Origin of the sequence: Micromonospora hortensis (genome assembly GCF_022230935.1) — a bacterium.
Lineage (GTDB): Bacteria > Actinomycetota > Actinomycetes > Mycobacteriales > Micromonosporaceae > Micromonospora > Micromonospora hortensis.
The window spans coordinates 245,137-257,896 of sequence record NZ_JAKKFE010000011.1 but is presented as its reverse complement, the minus strand read 5'-3'; the positions used below and the strand labels follow the sequence as shown (position 1 = coordinate 257,896).

The following is a 12,760-nucleotide window of genomic DNA, read 5'->3' as shown; positions in this document are numbered from 1 at the left end:
TGCGTGTGACGGTGGAGCACGAGCCAGCGCCCGCCCGCCCGGCCGGCGGAAAGCCGGCTTGACCAGGGCAGACGCGTCGAGACGAGGTGCGGGATGAGTCATACCGGAAGCTCCGGCGGTCAGCCGGGTCCGCAGCGGACCACCGACCGGGCCACCGCGCTCAGCGAGCCGACCCGGGCCTACGCCGAACTGGTCGCCGGCAACCGGCGCTTCGTCGATGGCGCCCCACGCCACCCCAACCAGGATGCCGGGCACCGGGCCGCCGTGGCCGACGGGCAACACCCGTTCGCGGTGATCGTCGGCTGCTCCGACTCGCGGCTGGCTGCCGAGATCATCTTCGACCGGGGTCTGGGCGACCTGTTCGTGGTTCGCACCGCCGGGCACACCGCCGGCCCCGAGGTGCTCGGCAGCGTCGAGTACGCGGTGACAGTGCTCGGCACCCCGCTGGTGGTGGTGCTCGGCCACGACTCGTGTGGTGCGGTGCAGGCCGCCCGGGAGTCCGCCGCGACCGGTACCGCACCGAGTGGGCATCTGCGCGCGGTGGTCGACGCCGTGCTGCCCAGCCTGCGCCGCGCCGCGTCCGAGGGCGTTGACGACATCGACGGCATCGTGGACATCCACATCGCCCAGACCGTCGAGACGTTGCTCGGGCAGTCGCCCGTGCTGGCCGACGAGGTGGCGCTGGGACGCTGTGCGGTGGTGGGGGTGTCCTACCGGCTCGCCGCCGGAGCCGTGCGCCCGGTGGCCGCGGTGCCGGCCGGCTTCGCGACGGTGGAGACCCCGGCCTCGACCGAGTCGACCGACCCGGCCGCGCCTGCCACCGTCTGACGCGACGAGGGCCGCTCCGCGTCACGCGGAACGGCCCTCGACGGGGATCGTGCGGGTCAGAGCAGCGACATGTGGACGTGGTCGGTGTGGTTCGACGGCCCGCTGTACGAACTCCAGCCGGTGGCCGGGAACCAGATCTGCCGGTTCCAGATCACGTAGTAGATGCCGAGCCGGTCGGCGTTACGGATGAGGAACGCGGCGACGTTGTTGCCGTACGTCCGGGTGTCGTTGTTGTGCCATGGGGAGAACCCGCTCTTCTGCAGCGACCAGTCGCAGGCGCGGCCCTTCGGGTGCTCCCACGGCCCGCCGGGGCGGTAGCAGCCGACGAACCGGTTGAAGCCGGCCGCCTTGACCTCCTTGTACGCGTGCAGCGTGCGCGGCGTGACGCAGCCGGACGTGGTGGGGTCGTTCTCGCTGCACGACTGGGGCTTCCAGTCACCGTCGGCAGTGCGACCCGGGCCGATCTTCGCGACCTTGGAGGTGGCATCCACCAGGCCGCCGGTGAAACCCTTGCCGCCGACGAGGGAGAGCGCCTTGTCGGCCTCGCTCTTGCGCTTCGCCATCAGGGCGGTCTGCTTCTGCTGCTCGCGGACCTCCGTGTCGAGGGCCAGCTTGGCCTGCTCGGCGCGGGCCTTCACCTCGTTGACCTCGGAGAGCTTCTTCTCGTTGACCATGTTCATCTCGTCGAGCAGCCCGGCGCGCTGGACGAACGAGTCGGGAGCGTCGCTCTCCAGCAGCATCGCGACCGCGCCGATCCGGCCGGTCCGGTACGCCTGGGCGGCGATCTGCCCGACCTGCGGCGCCAGCGCGTCCAGGTCGGCCTTGGCGCGGTTGACCTCCGCCGCCAACTCGCCCTGCCGCTTCTTGGATTTGTCCAGCTTGGACTTCGCGGCGGAGTAGTCGCGGTTGGCCTGCTCGATGACGTCGTTGAGCAGCTTGGGCTCGCCGTCCTCCTCGTGCCCGGACGGTGTGGGGTTCGTCGGGGCGGCGTGCGCCGGGAGCGGCCCGGCGAGCACGGTCAGTGCGGCGATCACGGCCACCACGGGTGTCAACCAGCGGCGTAGGGGTGCCGTCACAATGTTCCCTTCCGTCGACCGCCGACCGGGTTAGCTGACGGGTTCGGGGCGGAAGTGGCCCCTACCGCTGACGCGGATTCACCCCAGGCACCTGGGTCCCCGGCTCGCCGGTTGGCGATTGGGCGGTGGCACCGCAGGCGCCGCTTCGCGCCTTCATCGGTAACCGGCAGCGAGGTTACCCGAGAGCCGACCGGCTGAGCTATGCCTGGATGCCGACCAAAAGCGTCATTTCGCCATAGCGTTGAGTGACCAGTGACGCGGTTCTCAGGGTGGATGCCCGATCTGGTCACGCTGAGGAGTGTCACCATGCCGTATCCGTGCTCCTGTTCGACTCCGGCCACCGGTCGGTGGCCTCGGATGGGGGTGCGGTCCGCGTCCGGTCCGGCTCGTCGGAGCCGGCCGTACGCGGTGAGCTGAGTGCGGCCAGTGCCTCGCTGCGGTCCGGCTGGGGCCGGGGCGCGGGAGCGCCGCTGGACGGCGTGGCATCGCCGCGCCCGGCGGCGGTCACCACCGCTGCCAGGCCGGTGGTCAGCGGCACGGCGGCGATCAGGCCGAGGGTGGCGACCGCGCTGCGGACGATCTCCTGCGCGAGGAACTCGCTGGTGAGGATCTGCCCGATCGGCCGCGAGTCGGCGGTGAGCAGGAGCAGCAGGGGCAGTGACGCGCCCGCGTACGCCAGCACGATGGTGTTGACGGTGGAGGCGATGTGCGCGCGGCCGACCCGGGTGGCCGCACGGTACAGCTGCAACCGGGTCAGCCCGGGGTTCGCGTTCGCCAGTTCGGTGACGGTGGCCGCCTGGGTGACCGTCACGTCGTCGAGCACCCCGAGCGATCCGATGATGATGCCGGCGAGTAGCAGACCGTGCAGGTCCACGTCGCCCTGGAACATCGACAGGGTGGTGGCGTCTTCGCTGCCGAAGCCGGTGAGGTGGGTCGCGGCGGTGGCGATGGTGGCGAGCACGCCGGTCAGCACCAGGCTGCCCAGGGTGCCGAGTACCGCGACCGAGGTCTGTGCGGTGACCCCGTGGGTCAGATAGAGCACCACGAACATGATCAGGGCCGCGCCGACCACCGCCACCAGCAGCGGTGACCTGCCGGCGCTGATGCCCGGCAGCACGAAGGTGAGCAGGATGGCGAAGCTGGCGGCCAGCCCGGCGAGCGCTGCCAGACCTCGCCACCGCCCGAACGCGACGATCGCGGCCGCGAAGACCACCGCCAGCCACACCATCGGGGTGCCGCGTTGGTGCTCGGCGATGTTCCAGTTGCTGACCGTGGGATCGATCGGATCGGCCAGTTCGACCAGGACGACCTCGTCGCCGACCTCGACCCGGGGTGCGCCGGGCCCGTCGGGCACCGGTGTCCGTACCTGCTGGCCGGCGGTCGGCCCGTCGTCCACCCGGACGTCGACAGTGCCGCACCGCCCGTCGCCGACCCTCGGTGTGCCCTCCGGAACCGACGGTGCCGGCGGGCACGGCTCGCTCACCACCCGGGTGACGGTGCCGGGGTGGCGCGGCACGTCCGCGCCACCATCGGTCTGCGGTGACCCGCCGCGGGGCCAGAGCAGTAACGCGGCCAGCACGGTGGCGACGAAGAGGGGTACCACAGTCACGATGAGGATCCGTCGCACCCGTGGCGGGGCGGACGGAGCGGGGTGAGTGTGGTCGGCGGCCAAGGTGAGACTCCCAACGATCCGGTGCGGGATACGGGTCAGCGGGCCGGGCGGTTCACCGTTGCGGTGGAAACGCGGCGGACGGCGGGGCGGATCGCTGCCTGACGACCGCTTGATCACGGACGGTCAGTGCTCGGCCCGGTCGGCCGGGGACGACGCCACGACGGGGCGGCGCCGGTGCCCGACTGTGCAGCGGCATTCGGAGGGCCATCGTGGGAGATGCTAGCCAGCCCTCCCGGGGGTTGCAGGTCGTGGCGGAGTGTCGGGCGGCCGAACCGCTCGCGCGGCGGCCTCCGGGGCGGCATGTTGGAGCCATGCCCGCTCCGTCACCGCCCGACCCGGATCGCCAGCGACGCGCCGAGCCCATGCCGCACGACAAGCACCCCGGGCGCGCCGGGCGCGACAAGCTCGCCGGGCACGACAAACACGCCGGGCGCGACAAGCCCGCCGGGCACGACAAACACGCCGGGCGCGACAAGCCCGCCGGGCACGACAAACACGCCGGGCGCGACAAGCCCGCCGGGCACGACAAACACGCCGGGCACGATCCGGCGTTGTTCCGCCGCCGGTTCTGGGTCTGCCTGGTGTTGACCGTCCCGGTGGTGTTGACGAGTCGTCTCGTGTCGGATCGGCTGGGCCTGACCGGGGACGACGGCCTCCCCGGCCAGGCCTGGGTGGGGCCGGTGCTCGGCTCGGTGGTGTTCTGGTGGGGCGGTTGGCCGTTCCTGGTCGGTGCGGTCAGGGAGGTGCGGGACCGGGCGCCCGGGATGATGCTGTTGGTCGCGATGGCGATCACCGTCGCGTACGCCGCGTCCCTGGCGACCAGCGTCGGCGCCTTCGACCTGGACTTCTGGTGGGAGTTGGCCGCGCTCGTCACCATCATGCTGCTCGGGCACTGGCAGGAGATGAAGGCCATCGGGCAGGCTCGGGGAGCGCTCGCGGCGCTCGCCGCGCTGTTGCCGGACGAGGCCGAACGGGTGGCGGCGGACGGGCGGGTCGAGGCGGTGCCGGTGACCGGTCTGCGGATCGGCGACGTGGTGCTGGTCCGGCCGGGGGGTCGGGTGCCGGCGGACGGCCGGGTCGTCGAGGGCGGCGCCGAGCTGGACGAGTCGATGATCACCGGGGAGTCGCGGCCGGTCGCCCGGTCGACGGGCGACCGGGTGGTGGCCGGCACCGTCGCCACCGACTCGGCGATCCGGGTGCGCGTCGAGGCGTTGGGTGAGCAGACCGCCCTCGCCGGCATCCAGCGGATGGTCGCGCAGGCCCAGGCTTCCGGTGGACGGGCCCAACTGTTGGCCGACCGGTTCGCCGCCGCGCTGTTCTACCTGGCCACCGGCACCGCCGTGCTGACCGTGCTGGTCTGGACCGCGCTCGGTCAGCCGGACGAGGCGGTGGTCCGTGCGGTCACCGTCCTGGTGATCGCCTGCCCGCATGCGCTGGGTCTCGCCATCCCGCTGGTCGTCGCGCTCTCCACAGCGCTCGCCGCGCGGTCCGGGATCCTGGTCAAGGACCGGTTGGCCCTGGAACGGATACGGACCGTCGGCGCGGTGCTCTTCGACAAGACCGGCACGCTGACCCGGGGCGAGCACGGGGTGACCGACCTGGTGGCGGCGTCCGGCGTCGAGCGGGACGAGGTGCTGCGGATCGCGGCCGGTGTCGAGTCGGAGAGCGAACACCCGTTGGCTAGGGCGATAGTGGCGGCCGCCGGGAGCGCCGGGCCGACCCGGGCGGCCGGGTTCCGGTCGCTGCCGGGCCGCGGTGTGCAGGCGACAATCGACGGTACGGAGTACGCGGTGGGCGGGCCGGCGCTGCTGCGCGAGCTGGGCCTTCGGCTCCCGGCGGAGCTGGAGGCCGCGACCGGGCGGTGGTCGGCGCGGGGTGCCGCGGTGTTGCACCTGGTGCGGCTGCCGGACGCCGTGCTCGGTGCGTTCGCGTTGACCGACGAGGTGCGTCCGGAGGCCCGGCGCGCCGTCGACGAGCTGCGTGCCGAGGGTGTCCGCACCATCGCCATGATCACTGGTGACGCCCGGCCGGTGGCCGAGGCGGTCGCCGCCGACCTGGGCTTCCGAGCTGGCGTCGACGAGGTCTTCGCCGAGGTGCTGCCGGCGGAGAAGGACGATCGGGTGGCCGAGCTCCAGCGGCGGGGGTTGGTAGTGGCGATGGTCGGTGACGGGGTGAACGACGCACCGGCGTTGGCCCGGGCGGACGTGGGGGTCGCGATCGGCGCGGGCACCGATGTGGCCATCGAGTCCGCCGGGGTGGTGTTGGCATCCTCGGACCCGCGCGGGGTGGGGGCCGTGGTCCGGCTGTCCCGGGCGTCGTACCGGAAGATGCGACAGAACCTGGCCTGGGCGGCCGGCTACAACGTGGTGGCGCTGCCGCTGGCCGCCGGGGTGTTGGCCTGGGCCGGCGTGGCGTTGAGCCCGGCGCTGGCCGCGGTGCTGATGTCGGCGTCCACCATCGTGGTGGCGCTCAACGCGCAGTTGTTGCGCCGGGTCCGTCTCGACCCCGCGCCGGACTGAGCCCGCTCAGCCGCGCTTCATGAGCCGGCCGACCGCCGCCATCATCTCGGTGGCCATCTCGTCGGCCCGACCCTCGGCGGCGCCCTCGTGCATGCAGTGCCGGGCGTGCCCGTCGAGCAGCCCGAGGGCCACCTTGTCGAGGGCGGCCTGGATGGCCGAGATCTGGGTGAGCACGTCGATGCAGTAGCGGTCGTCGTCGACCATCTTCTCGATGCCCCGGACCTGCCCCTCGACGCGGCGGAGCCGCGCGAGCAGCTGGTCCTTGCTGGCGGTGTATCCGCGGATCGGGGTGGGTGCGGTCATGTCGACAAGGATAGCGTACCCCCAGGGGGTATGGTACGGTCGGTTCTGTTGAGATACCCCCACCGGGTACCGGTACCGCGAAGGAGACGATCCGATGGTCGACACGACGTACCAGGTTCAGGGCATGACCTGCGGGCACTGCGTCAGCGCGGTGAGCGCCGAGGTCGGTGCCATCGCTGGGGTGCGCGACGTCCAGGTCGACCTCGCGGCCGGCCGGGTCACCGTCAGCAGTGATCAGCCGCTGGACACCGCTGTTGTCCGAGCCGCAGTCGACGAGGCCGGCTACGACCTCGTCGACGCGTGATCGGCGGGCCGGCGTGCGCACCGTGACGAGACTGGCCGGTTTCGCCGTCGGCCTGGCGGCGATCTTCGGCACGACGTACGGGATCGGCCGGGTGGTCGACAGCGCCCCGGTGGTCGAGGGCCGGCACGACGGCGATGCCGCCCATGCGACGGGCGAGCACGACGAGACGGCCGACCGGCTCCCGGGCGGGCTGCTCGTCTCCGACCGGGGCTACACCCTCGAACCGGTCGACGCCCCGGCCGGCGAGTTCGCCTTCCGGATCGCCGGCCCGGACGGCCGCCCGGTGACCCGGTACGACGTGGCGCACGACAAGCAGATGCACCTGATCGTCGCCCGTCGGGACCTCTCCGGCTTCCGCCACGTCCACCCCGAGCTGGCCCCGGACGGCACCTGGCGGGTCGACACCCCGCTGGCCAGCCCCGGGCAGTGGCGGGCGTTCGCCGACTTCGCCCCGACCGGGGGTGAGCCGCTGACCCTCGGCGTGGACGTGACAGTCCCCGGCGAGTTGACCGAACGGCCGTTGCCCGCCCCGGCAACCAGCACCACGGTCGACGGCTACACGGTCACCCTGACCGGCACGCCGCAGCCCGGCCGCACGTCGCCGCTGACACTGACCGTCAGCCGGGACGGGCAGCCGGTCACCGACCTGGAGCCCTACCTGGGCGCGTACGGGCACCTCGTGGCACTACGTCGGGGTGATCTGGCGTACCTGCACGTGCACCCGGACGGGACGCCCGGCGATGGGCGCACCCGGCCCGGTCCGGCCGTCACCTTCCTCGCCGAGGTGCCCTCGGCCGGCAGCTACCGGCTCTACCTCGACTTCCAACACGGCGGGCGGGTGCGCACCGCAGAGTTCACTGTGGTCGCCGGCACTGCCCCGACCGGAGAGGCCCCCAGCCCGAGCGGGCCCGCACCGACCGGCGGGGCCGACCACGGCACCCCCGGGCACGGACACAACTGACGGGACCAGACGATGACCACCACCAGCAGACCGCTGCCCGAGGCGCCGAACCGGATCGAACTGGCGATCGGCGGAATGACCTGTGCCGCGTGCGCCGCCCGGATCGAGAAGAAGCTCAACCGGATGGACGGGGTGAGCGCCACCGTCAACTACGCCACCGAGAAGGCGACCGTCCGCTACGCCGACGGCGTCACGCCGGACGACCTGATCGGGACCGTGCAGAAGACCGGTTACACGGCGGCGTTGCCGGCCCCGCCCAGCGCCGAACCCCCGGTGGACCCGTTGCGGGGGCCTCGTACCCGGCTCTGGGTGTCGGTGGCCCTGAGCGTGCCGGTGGTCCTGCTGGCGATGGTCCCGGCCTGGCAGTTCGACTACTGGCAATGGATGTCGCTGACCCTGGCCGCCCCGGTGGTGGTCTGGGGTGGGCTGCCGTTCCACCGGGCCGCCTGGACCAACCTGCGGCACGGCGCGGCCACCATGGACACCCTGGTGTCGCTCGGCACCCTGGCCGCCTTCGGCTGGTCGCTCTGGGCGCTCTTTCTCGGTGACGCGGGGATGCCCGGCATGACGCACCCGTTCCGCTTCGACATCACCCGGAGCGACGGCGCCGGCAACATCTACCTGGAAGCGGCCGCCGGGGTCACCGTGTTCATCCTGGCCGGTCGCTACTTCGAGGCCCGGTCCAAGCGGACTGCCGGCGCCGCCCTACGCGCCCTGCTCGACCTCGGCGCCAAGGACGTGACGGTGCTGCGTGACGGCGTGGAGACCCTGATCCCCGTGGACCGGCTCGCCGTCGGTGACCGGTTCGTGGTCCGCCCCGGGGAGAAGATCGCCACCGACGGGGTGGTCGACGAGGGCACCTCCGCTGTCGACGCCAGCATGCTCACCGGTGAGTCGGTGCCGGTCGAGGTCGCCCCGGGTGACGGCGTGGTCGGCGCCACGATCAACGCGGGTGGGCGGCTGATCGTCACCGCCACCCGGGTTGGCGCGGACACCCAGCTCGCCCGAATGGCCGACCTGGTGGAGCAGGCGCAGAGCGGCAAGGCAGCCGTGCAGCGGTTGGCGGATCGGATCTCCGGGGTCTTCGTGCCGATCGTCATCACCCTCGCCGTCGGCACGCTCGGTTGGTGGCTCGGCACCGGGGCCGGCCCGACCGCCGCGTTCACCGCCGCCGTGGCCGTGCTGATCATCGCCTGTCCGTGTGCGCTCGGCCTGGCCACCCCGACCGCGCTGCTGGTCGGCACCGGTCGGGGCGCCCAGCTCGGCGTGCTGATCAAGGGCCCGGAGGTGCTGGAGTCGACCCGCCGGGTGGACACCGTGGTGCTCGACAAGACCGGCACCGTGACGACCGGCCGGATGACAGTGGTGGACGTGGTGCCGGCGAGCGGTGTGGACCGGGCCGAGCTGCTCCGGCTCGCCGGGGCGGTGGAGGCCGCCTCCGAGCACCCGATCGCTCGTGCGATCGCCGCCGCTGCCGCCGCCGCGGGCGCGCTGCCCCCGGTGACCGCCTTCGGCAACCTCGAAGGGCTGGGGGTGACCGGCACCGTCGACGGGCGGGCCGTGCTGGTCGGCCGGGTCCGGCTGCTGCGCGAGCGTGAGATCGACGTACCGCCGGAGGTCGAGTGGGCCGTCCGCGACGCGGAGGCCGCAGGCCGTACGGCGATCGTCGCCGGCTGGGACGGACAGGCTCGAGGCGTGCTCACTGTCGCCGACGTGGTCCGGCCGACCAGCCGGGCGGCGGTGGCCCGGCTGCGCGGGCTGGGGCTGACTCCGGTCCTGCTGACCGGGGACAACACCACTGTGGCTCGCGCGGTCGCCGCCGAGGTGGGCGTCGACGAGGTGATCGCCGAGGTGCTGCCGGCCGGGAAGGTCGACGTGATCAAGCGGCTTCAGGCCGAGGGGCGGTCGGTGGCGATGGTCGGTGACGGGGTCAACGACGCCCCGGCGCTGGCCCAGGCCGACCTGGGGCTGGCCATGGGCACCGGCGCCGACGTGGCGATCGAGGCGGCCGATCTCACCCTCGTCCGGGGCGACCTGGACGCCGCGGTGGACGCCATCCGCTTGTCTCGGCGGACGCTCGGCATCATCCGGGGCAACCTGTTCTGGGCGTTCGGCTACAACGTGGCGGCCCTGCCGTTGGCCGCCGCCGGGCTGCTCAACCCGATGATCGCCGGCGCGACGATGGCGCTGTCCTCGGTCTTCGTGGTGGCCAACAGCCTGCGGCTGCGTCGCTTTCGTCCGGCCGCTACCGATCTGTGACGACGGTAATGGTTGGGCCGGTGACGACGGGGGTACCTCTGTGGTCGTAGCGAAGCTTGCGATGCTTGCAATGGAGGTTGGCAATGGGATTCGACGACAAGATCAACAACGCCACCGAGGACGCGACCGGCAAGCTGAAGGAAGGCGCCGGTCGGGCCACCGACAACGAGCAACTGGAGGCGGAGGGTCGCGCTGACCAGTCCACCGCCAAGCTCAAGCAGGCGGGCGAGAAGATCAAGGACGCCTTCAAGAGCTGACGTACGACGTACCTCGCACGCCGGGCCGGTGATCATCACCGGCCCGGCGTGCTGTGTGTCCGGCCTCTCGGCCGTCGAACCCGAGGTGTGCTCAGGGGCGTCGGGTGGCGCGTACGACCACGTCGTACAGCGGGACGTCCCGGCCCGGCACGGTGCGGCGGTGCTCCTCGGCGGTGACGATCTCCCAGGTGCTGCCGTCCAGGCCGGCGGTGATGTCCGCCAGGGTGACCGACGCCTCGTCCGGCGGGTGCCCGTGCCCAGACCCGTGCCCAGACCCGTGCCCATGTCCGCGCCCGTGTCCGTGGCCTGGCGCGGTGGCTTCCGAGGTGTGCAGATGCCCGACGATCAGGAGGGTGCCGCCGGGGGCCACCCACCCGGCGACGCGGTCGTAGAAGGCCAACTGCGGCATCGCGGGGTGCGCGTAGTGCGTCGTGACCAGGTCGAACCGCGTCTCCGGGGCCCAGGTCGTCAGGTCCGCCTCCACCCACCGCACGCGCTCGGAGACCCCGCTCTCCGTCGCGCGTTCGGCGGCTCGGGCGAGCGCGACGGATGAGATGTCGACGGCGGTGACCTGCCAGCCGTGGGCGGCGAGCGAGATCGCCTCGGCGCCCGCGCCGCACCCGGCGTCCAGCGCCGAGCCCGGCGTCAGAGCGCCGATCTCCCGGGCCAGGTACGGGTGCGCGGGACTCGTGCTCATCGCGCCGGGACGGTCGTGGTGCGCCTGGTGCCAGTGCCGCTCCCAGTAGTCCTTGTCGAACTCGTGCTGCTCGGTCATCTGTGTCTGCTCCTTCGCGCGTCGCCCCCGACTGTGACCGGCGACCGGGCGATGCGCAAAGATTGTTGCCAAAATGGCAATTCGGCGTGGCTCACCCCTGCCCGGTCAGCCGGGCCGCCCGTACCTCCAGGTAGCGCTGCTCGGGCCGGCTCGTGGTGCCCCGCGCCGCCACCAGGTACGCCTCCCGCGCCGCGCCGACGTCCCCGGCCAGCTCCAACAGGTGGGCACGGACGGCGGCCAGCCGGTGGTGCCCGGCCGTGCGGTCGTCGGCGTCCAACGACGTGAGCAGGGCGAGCCCGGACCGGGGCCCGTCGACCATGGCCACCGCCACCGCCTGGTTGAGGGTGACCATCGGGTTCGGCGCGATCCGGGCCAGCAGTCGGTAGAGCGCGACGATCTGCCGCCAGTCCGTCTCCGCCGCCGTCGACGCCTCGGCGTGCACAGCGGCGATCGCCGCCTGGAGCTGGTACGGGCCGGGCGGCGACCAGGTCAGCGCCTCGGTGATCAGCGCGACCCCCTCCGCGACGGCGGCGGCGTCCCACAGTGAACGGTCCTGCTCGGCGAGGGGCACCAATTCCCCGTCGGACCCCACCCGGGCTGCCCGATGCGCGTCGGTCAGCAGCATCAGCGCCAGCAGCCCTGTCACCTCGCCGTCGTCGGGCAGTAGGCCGCGCAGGATGCGAGCCAGCCGGATCGCCTCGCCGGTCAGCTCGGCCCGGCGCAGCTCCGGGCCACTGGACGCGGTGTAGCCCTCGTTGAAGATCAGGTAGAGCACCCGCAGCACCGTTCCCAGCCGCTCGCCCCGCTCGGCCGGCCCGGGCATGGTGAACCGTGCCCCGGCGGCCTCGATCCGCTGCTTGGCCCGCCGGATCCTCTGACTCATCGTCGCCTCCGGCACCAGGTGCGCCCTGGCGATCTGGGCGGTGCTGAGACCGCCGACCGCGCGCAGCGTGAGCGCCACCTGCGCCGATCCGGGCAGCGCCGGGTGACAGCAGAGGAACAGCAGCGTGAGGGTGTCGTCGTCGGCCGCGACGGCCGGCTCCGCGTCCACAGCGGGCACCACCCCGGCGTACGCCGGTTCGCGCCGCGCCACCGCCACCTCGCGGTCCCGGCGCGCGCTCTCGCTGCGCCACTCGTCGGTGAGCCGGCGGGTGGCCACTGTGAGCAACCAGGCGCGCGGCTTGTCCGGTACGCCCTGCCCGGGCCATTGGGTCGCGGCGGCGAGCAGGGCTTCCTGGACCGCGTCCTCGCACCTGTCGAACTGTCCGTGCCGACGGACCAGCAGACCGAGGACCTGCGGCGCGAGCGTGCGCAGCAGATCCTCGACCGTCCGGTCCTCGGTCACATCTCCGTCCCGGCCTCGTCCATGATCGGGCGGACCTCCATCGCGCCGCCGTACCGGACGTCCGGCCAGCGGGCGGCGATCTCGGCAGCTCGCTGCGGGCTGTCGCAGTCGACGGCCAGGTAACCGGCGAACTGCTCCTTGCTCTCCATGAACGGGCCGTCGAGGACCTCTGGGGTGCCGTCCACGAGTCGGGCCGTCACCGTCTGCGACGGATTGGCCAACGCCTGGCCGCCGATCAGCTCGCCGGTCTCGGTCAGCTCCTTCATGATCTCGTCGACCTCACCGAACAGGGCGGTGCGCTCCTGCTCGCTCAGCTCCTCGGTGAAGCCGGGCCGGTTCCAGATCAGCAGCATGTACTTCACGGCGATGCTCCTCAGGCTCTGGTCGCATCCCGATCGGGGCGCGACTCAGCGGAGGGTCGGAGTCGATTCCCCGATCCCTACCGCGTACCGAAGAAAATC

12 protein-coding genes and 1 riboswitch are annotated in these 12,760 nt (G+C 72.6%); of the genes, 6 read left to right on the top strand and 6 right to left on the bottom strand.

Annotated features, from left to right (window positions below; genetic code table 11):
- The first annotated feature begins 93 nt into the window (after positions 1-93).
- Positions 94-828: a carbonic anhydrase gene (locus NIE111_RS08105; RefSeq protein ID WP_238683772.1), complete on the top strand. Its 735-nt coding sequence runs from the start codon at positions 94-96 to the stop codon at positions 826-828.
- A gap of 56 nt (positions 829-884) precedes the next feature.
- Here the strand turns inward: NIE111_RS08105 and NIE111_RS08100 are convergent, their stop codons facing one another.
- Together NIE111_RS08100 and NIE111_RS08095 are read right to left on the bottom strand one after the other, a co-directional pair.
- On the bottom strand, positions 885-1,904 hold the full coding sequence (locus NIE111_RS08100) for a coiled-coil domain-containing protein (RefSeq protein ID WP_238683771.1): 1,020 nt from the start codon (positions 1,902-1,904) through the stop codon (positions 885-887).
- Between the two features lie 4 nt (positions 1,905-1,908).
- Positions 1,909-2,039: riboswitch (cyclic di-AMP (ydaO/yuaA leader) on the bottom strand.
- 166 nt (positions 2,040-2,205) lie between these two features.
- The gene (locus NIE111_RS08095) at positions 2,206-3,576 is read right to left on the bottom strand and encodes a YibE/F family protein (protein WP_238683770.1); all 1,371 of its coding nucleotides are present in this window, start codon (positions 3,574-3,576) and stop codon (positions 2,206-2,208) included.
- A 311-nt stretch (positions 3,577-3,887) separates the two neighbouring features.
- Between NIE111_RS08095 and NIE111_RS08090 the strand changes: the two genes are divergently transcribed.
- Complete coding sequence (locus NIE111_RS08090) at positions 3,888-6,095, top strand: heavy metal translocating P-type ATPase (protein ID WP_238683769.1); 2,208 nt, start codon at positions 3,888-3,890, stop codon at positions 6,093-6,095.
- A gap of 6 nt (positions 6,096-6,101) precedes the next feature.
- Here NIE111_RS08090 and NIE111_RS08085 read toward each other — a convergent pair whose 3' ends face one another.
- Positions 6,102-6,398, bottom strand: a complete 297-nt coding sequence (locus tag NIE111_RS08085; RefSeq protein WP_030329541.1) for a metal-sensitive transcriptional regulator — start codon at positions 6,396-6,398, stop codon at positions 6,102-6,104.
- A 94-nt stretch (positions 6,399-6,492) separates the two neighbouring features.
- Here NIE111_RS08085 and NIE111_RS08080 point away from each other — a divergent pair, with 94 nt between their 5' ends.
- From NIE111_RS08080 to NIE111_RS08065, 4 genes are all read left to right on the top strand, one after another.
- Positions 6,493-6,702 (top strand): heavy-metal-associated domain-containing protein, encoded by a 210-nt coding sequence (locus NIE111_RS08080; protein WP_238681977.1) that lies wholly within the window; start codon positions 6,493-6,495, stop codon positions 6,700-6,702.
- Between the two features lie 13 nt (positions 6,703-6,715).
- Complete coding sequence (locus tag NIE111_RS08075; RefSeq protein WP_238683768.1) at positions 6,716-7,663, top strand: DUF8832 domain-containing protein; 948 nt, start codon at positions 6,716-6,718, stop codon at positions 7,661-7,663.
- 12 nt (positions 7,664-7,675) lie between these two features.
- The gene (locus NIE111_RS08070) at positions 7,676-9,922 is read left to right on the top strand and encodes a heavy metal translocating P-type ATPase (RefSeq protein ID WP_238683767.1); all 2,247 of its coding nucleotides are present in this window, start codon (positions 7,676-7,678) and stop codon (positions 9,920-9,922) included.
- A gap of 83 nt (positions 9,923-10,005) precedes the next feature.
- Positions 10,006-10,179 carry a CsbD family protein gene (locus tag NIE111_RS08065; protein WP_036410891.1) on the top strand — a complete coding sequence of 58 codons (174 nt, stop codon included), beginning with the start codon at positions 10,006-10,008 and terminating at the stop codon, positions 10,177-10,179.
- A 91-nt stretch (positions 10,180-10,270) separates the two neighbouring features.
- Here NIE111_RS08065 and NIE111_RS08060 read toward each other — a convergent pair whose 3' ends face one another.
- The 3 genes from NIE111_RS08060 to NIE111_RS08050 all read right to left on the bottom strand — a co-directional run bounded on the left by NIE111_RS08060 (position 10,271) and on the right by NIE111_RS08050 (position 12,652).
- A complete protein-coding gene (locus tag NIE111_RS08060) occupies positions 10,271-10,954 on the bottom strand; it encodes a class I SAM-dependent methyltransferase (protein WP_238683766.1) in 684 nt (227 codons plus the stop codon).
- A 91-nt stretch (positions 10,955-11,045) separates the two neighbouring features.
- On the bottom strand, positions 11,046-12,299 hold the full coding sequence (locus NIE111_RS08055; RefSeq protein ID WP_238683765.1) for an RNA polymerase sigma factor: 1,254 nt from the start codon (positions 12,297-12,299) through the stop codon (positions 11,046-11,048).
- Positions 12,296-12,652, bottom strand: coding sequence for a YciI family protein (locus tag NIE111_RS08050; RefSeq protein ID WP_238683861.1), 357 nt, complete (start codon positions 12,650-12,652; stop codon positions 12,296-12,298). The genes NIE111_RS08055 and NIE111_RS08050 overlap by 4 nt, the downstream gene beginning before the upstream one ends.
- Positions 12,653-12,760 lie beyond the last annotated feature (108 nt).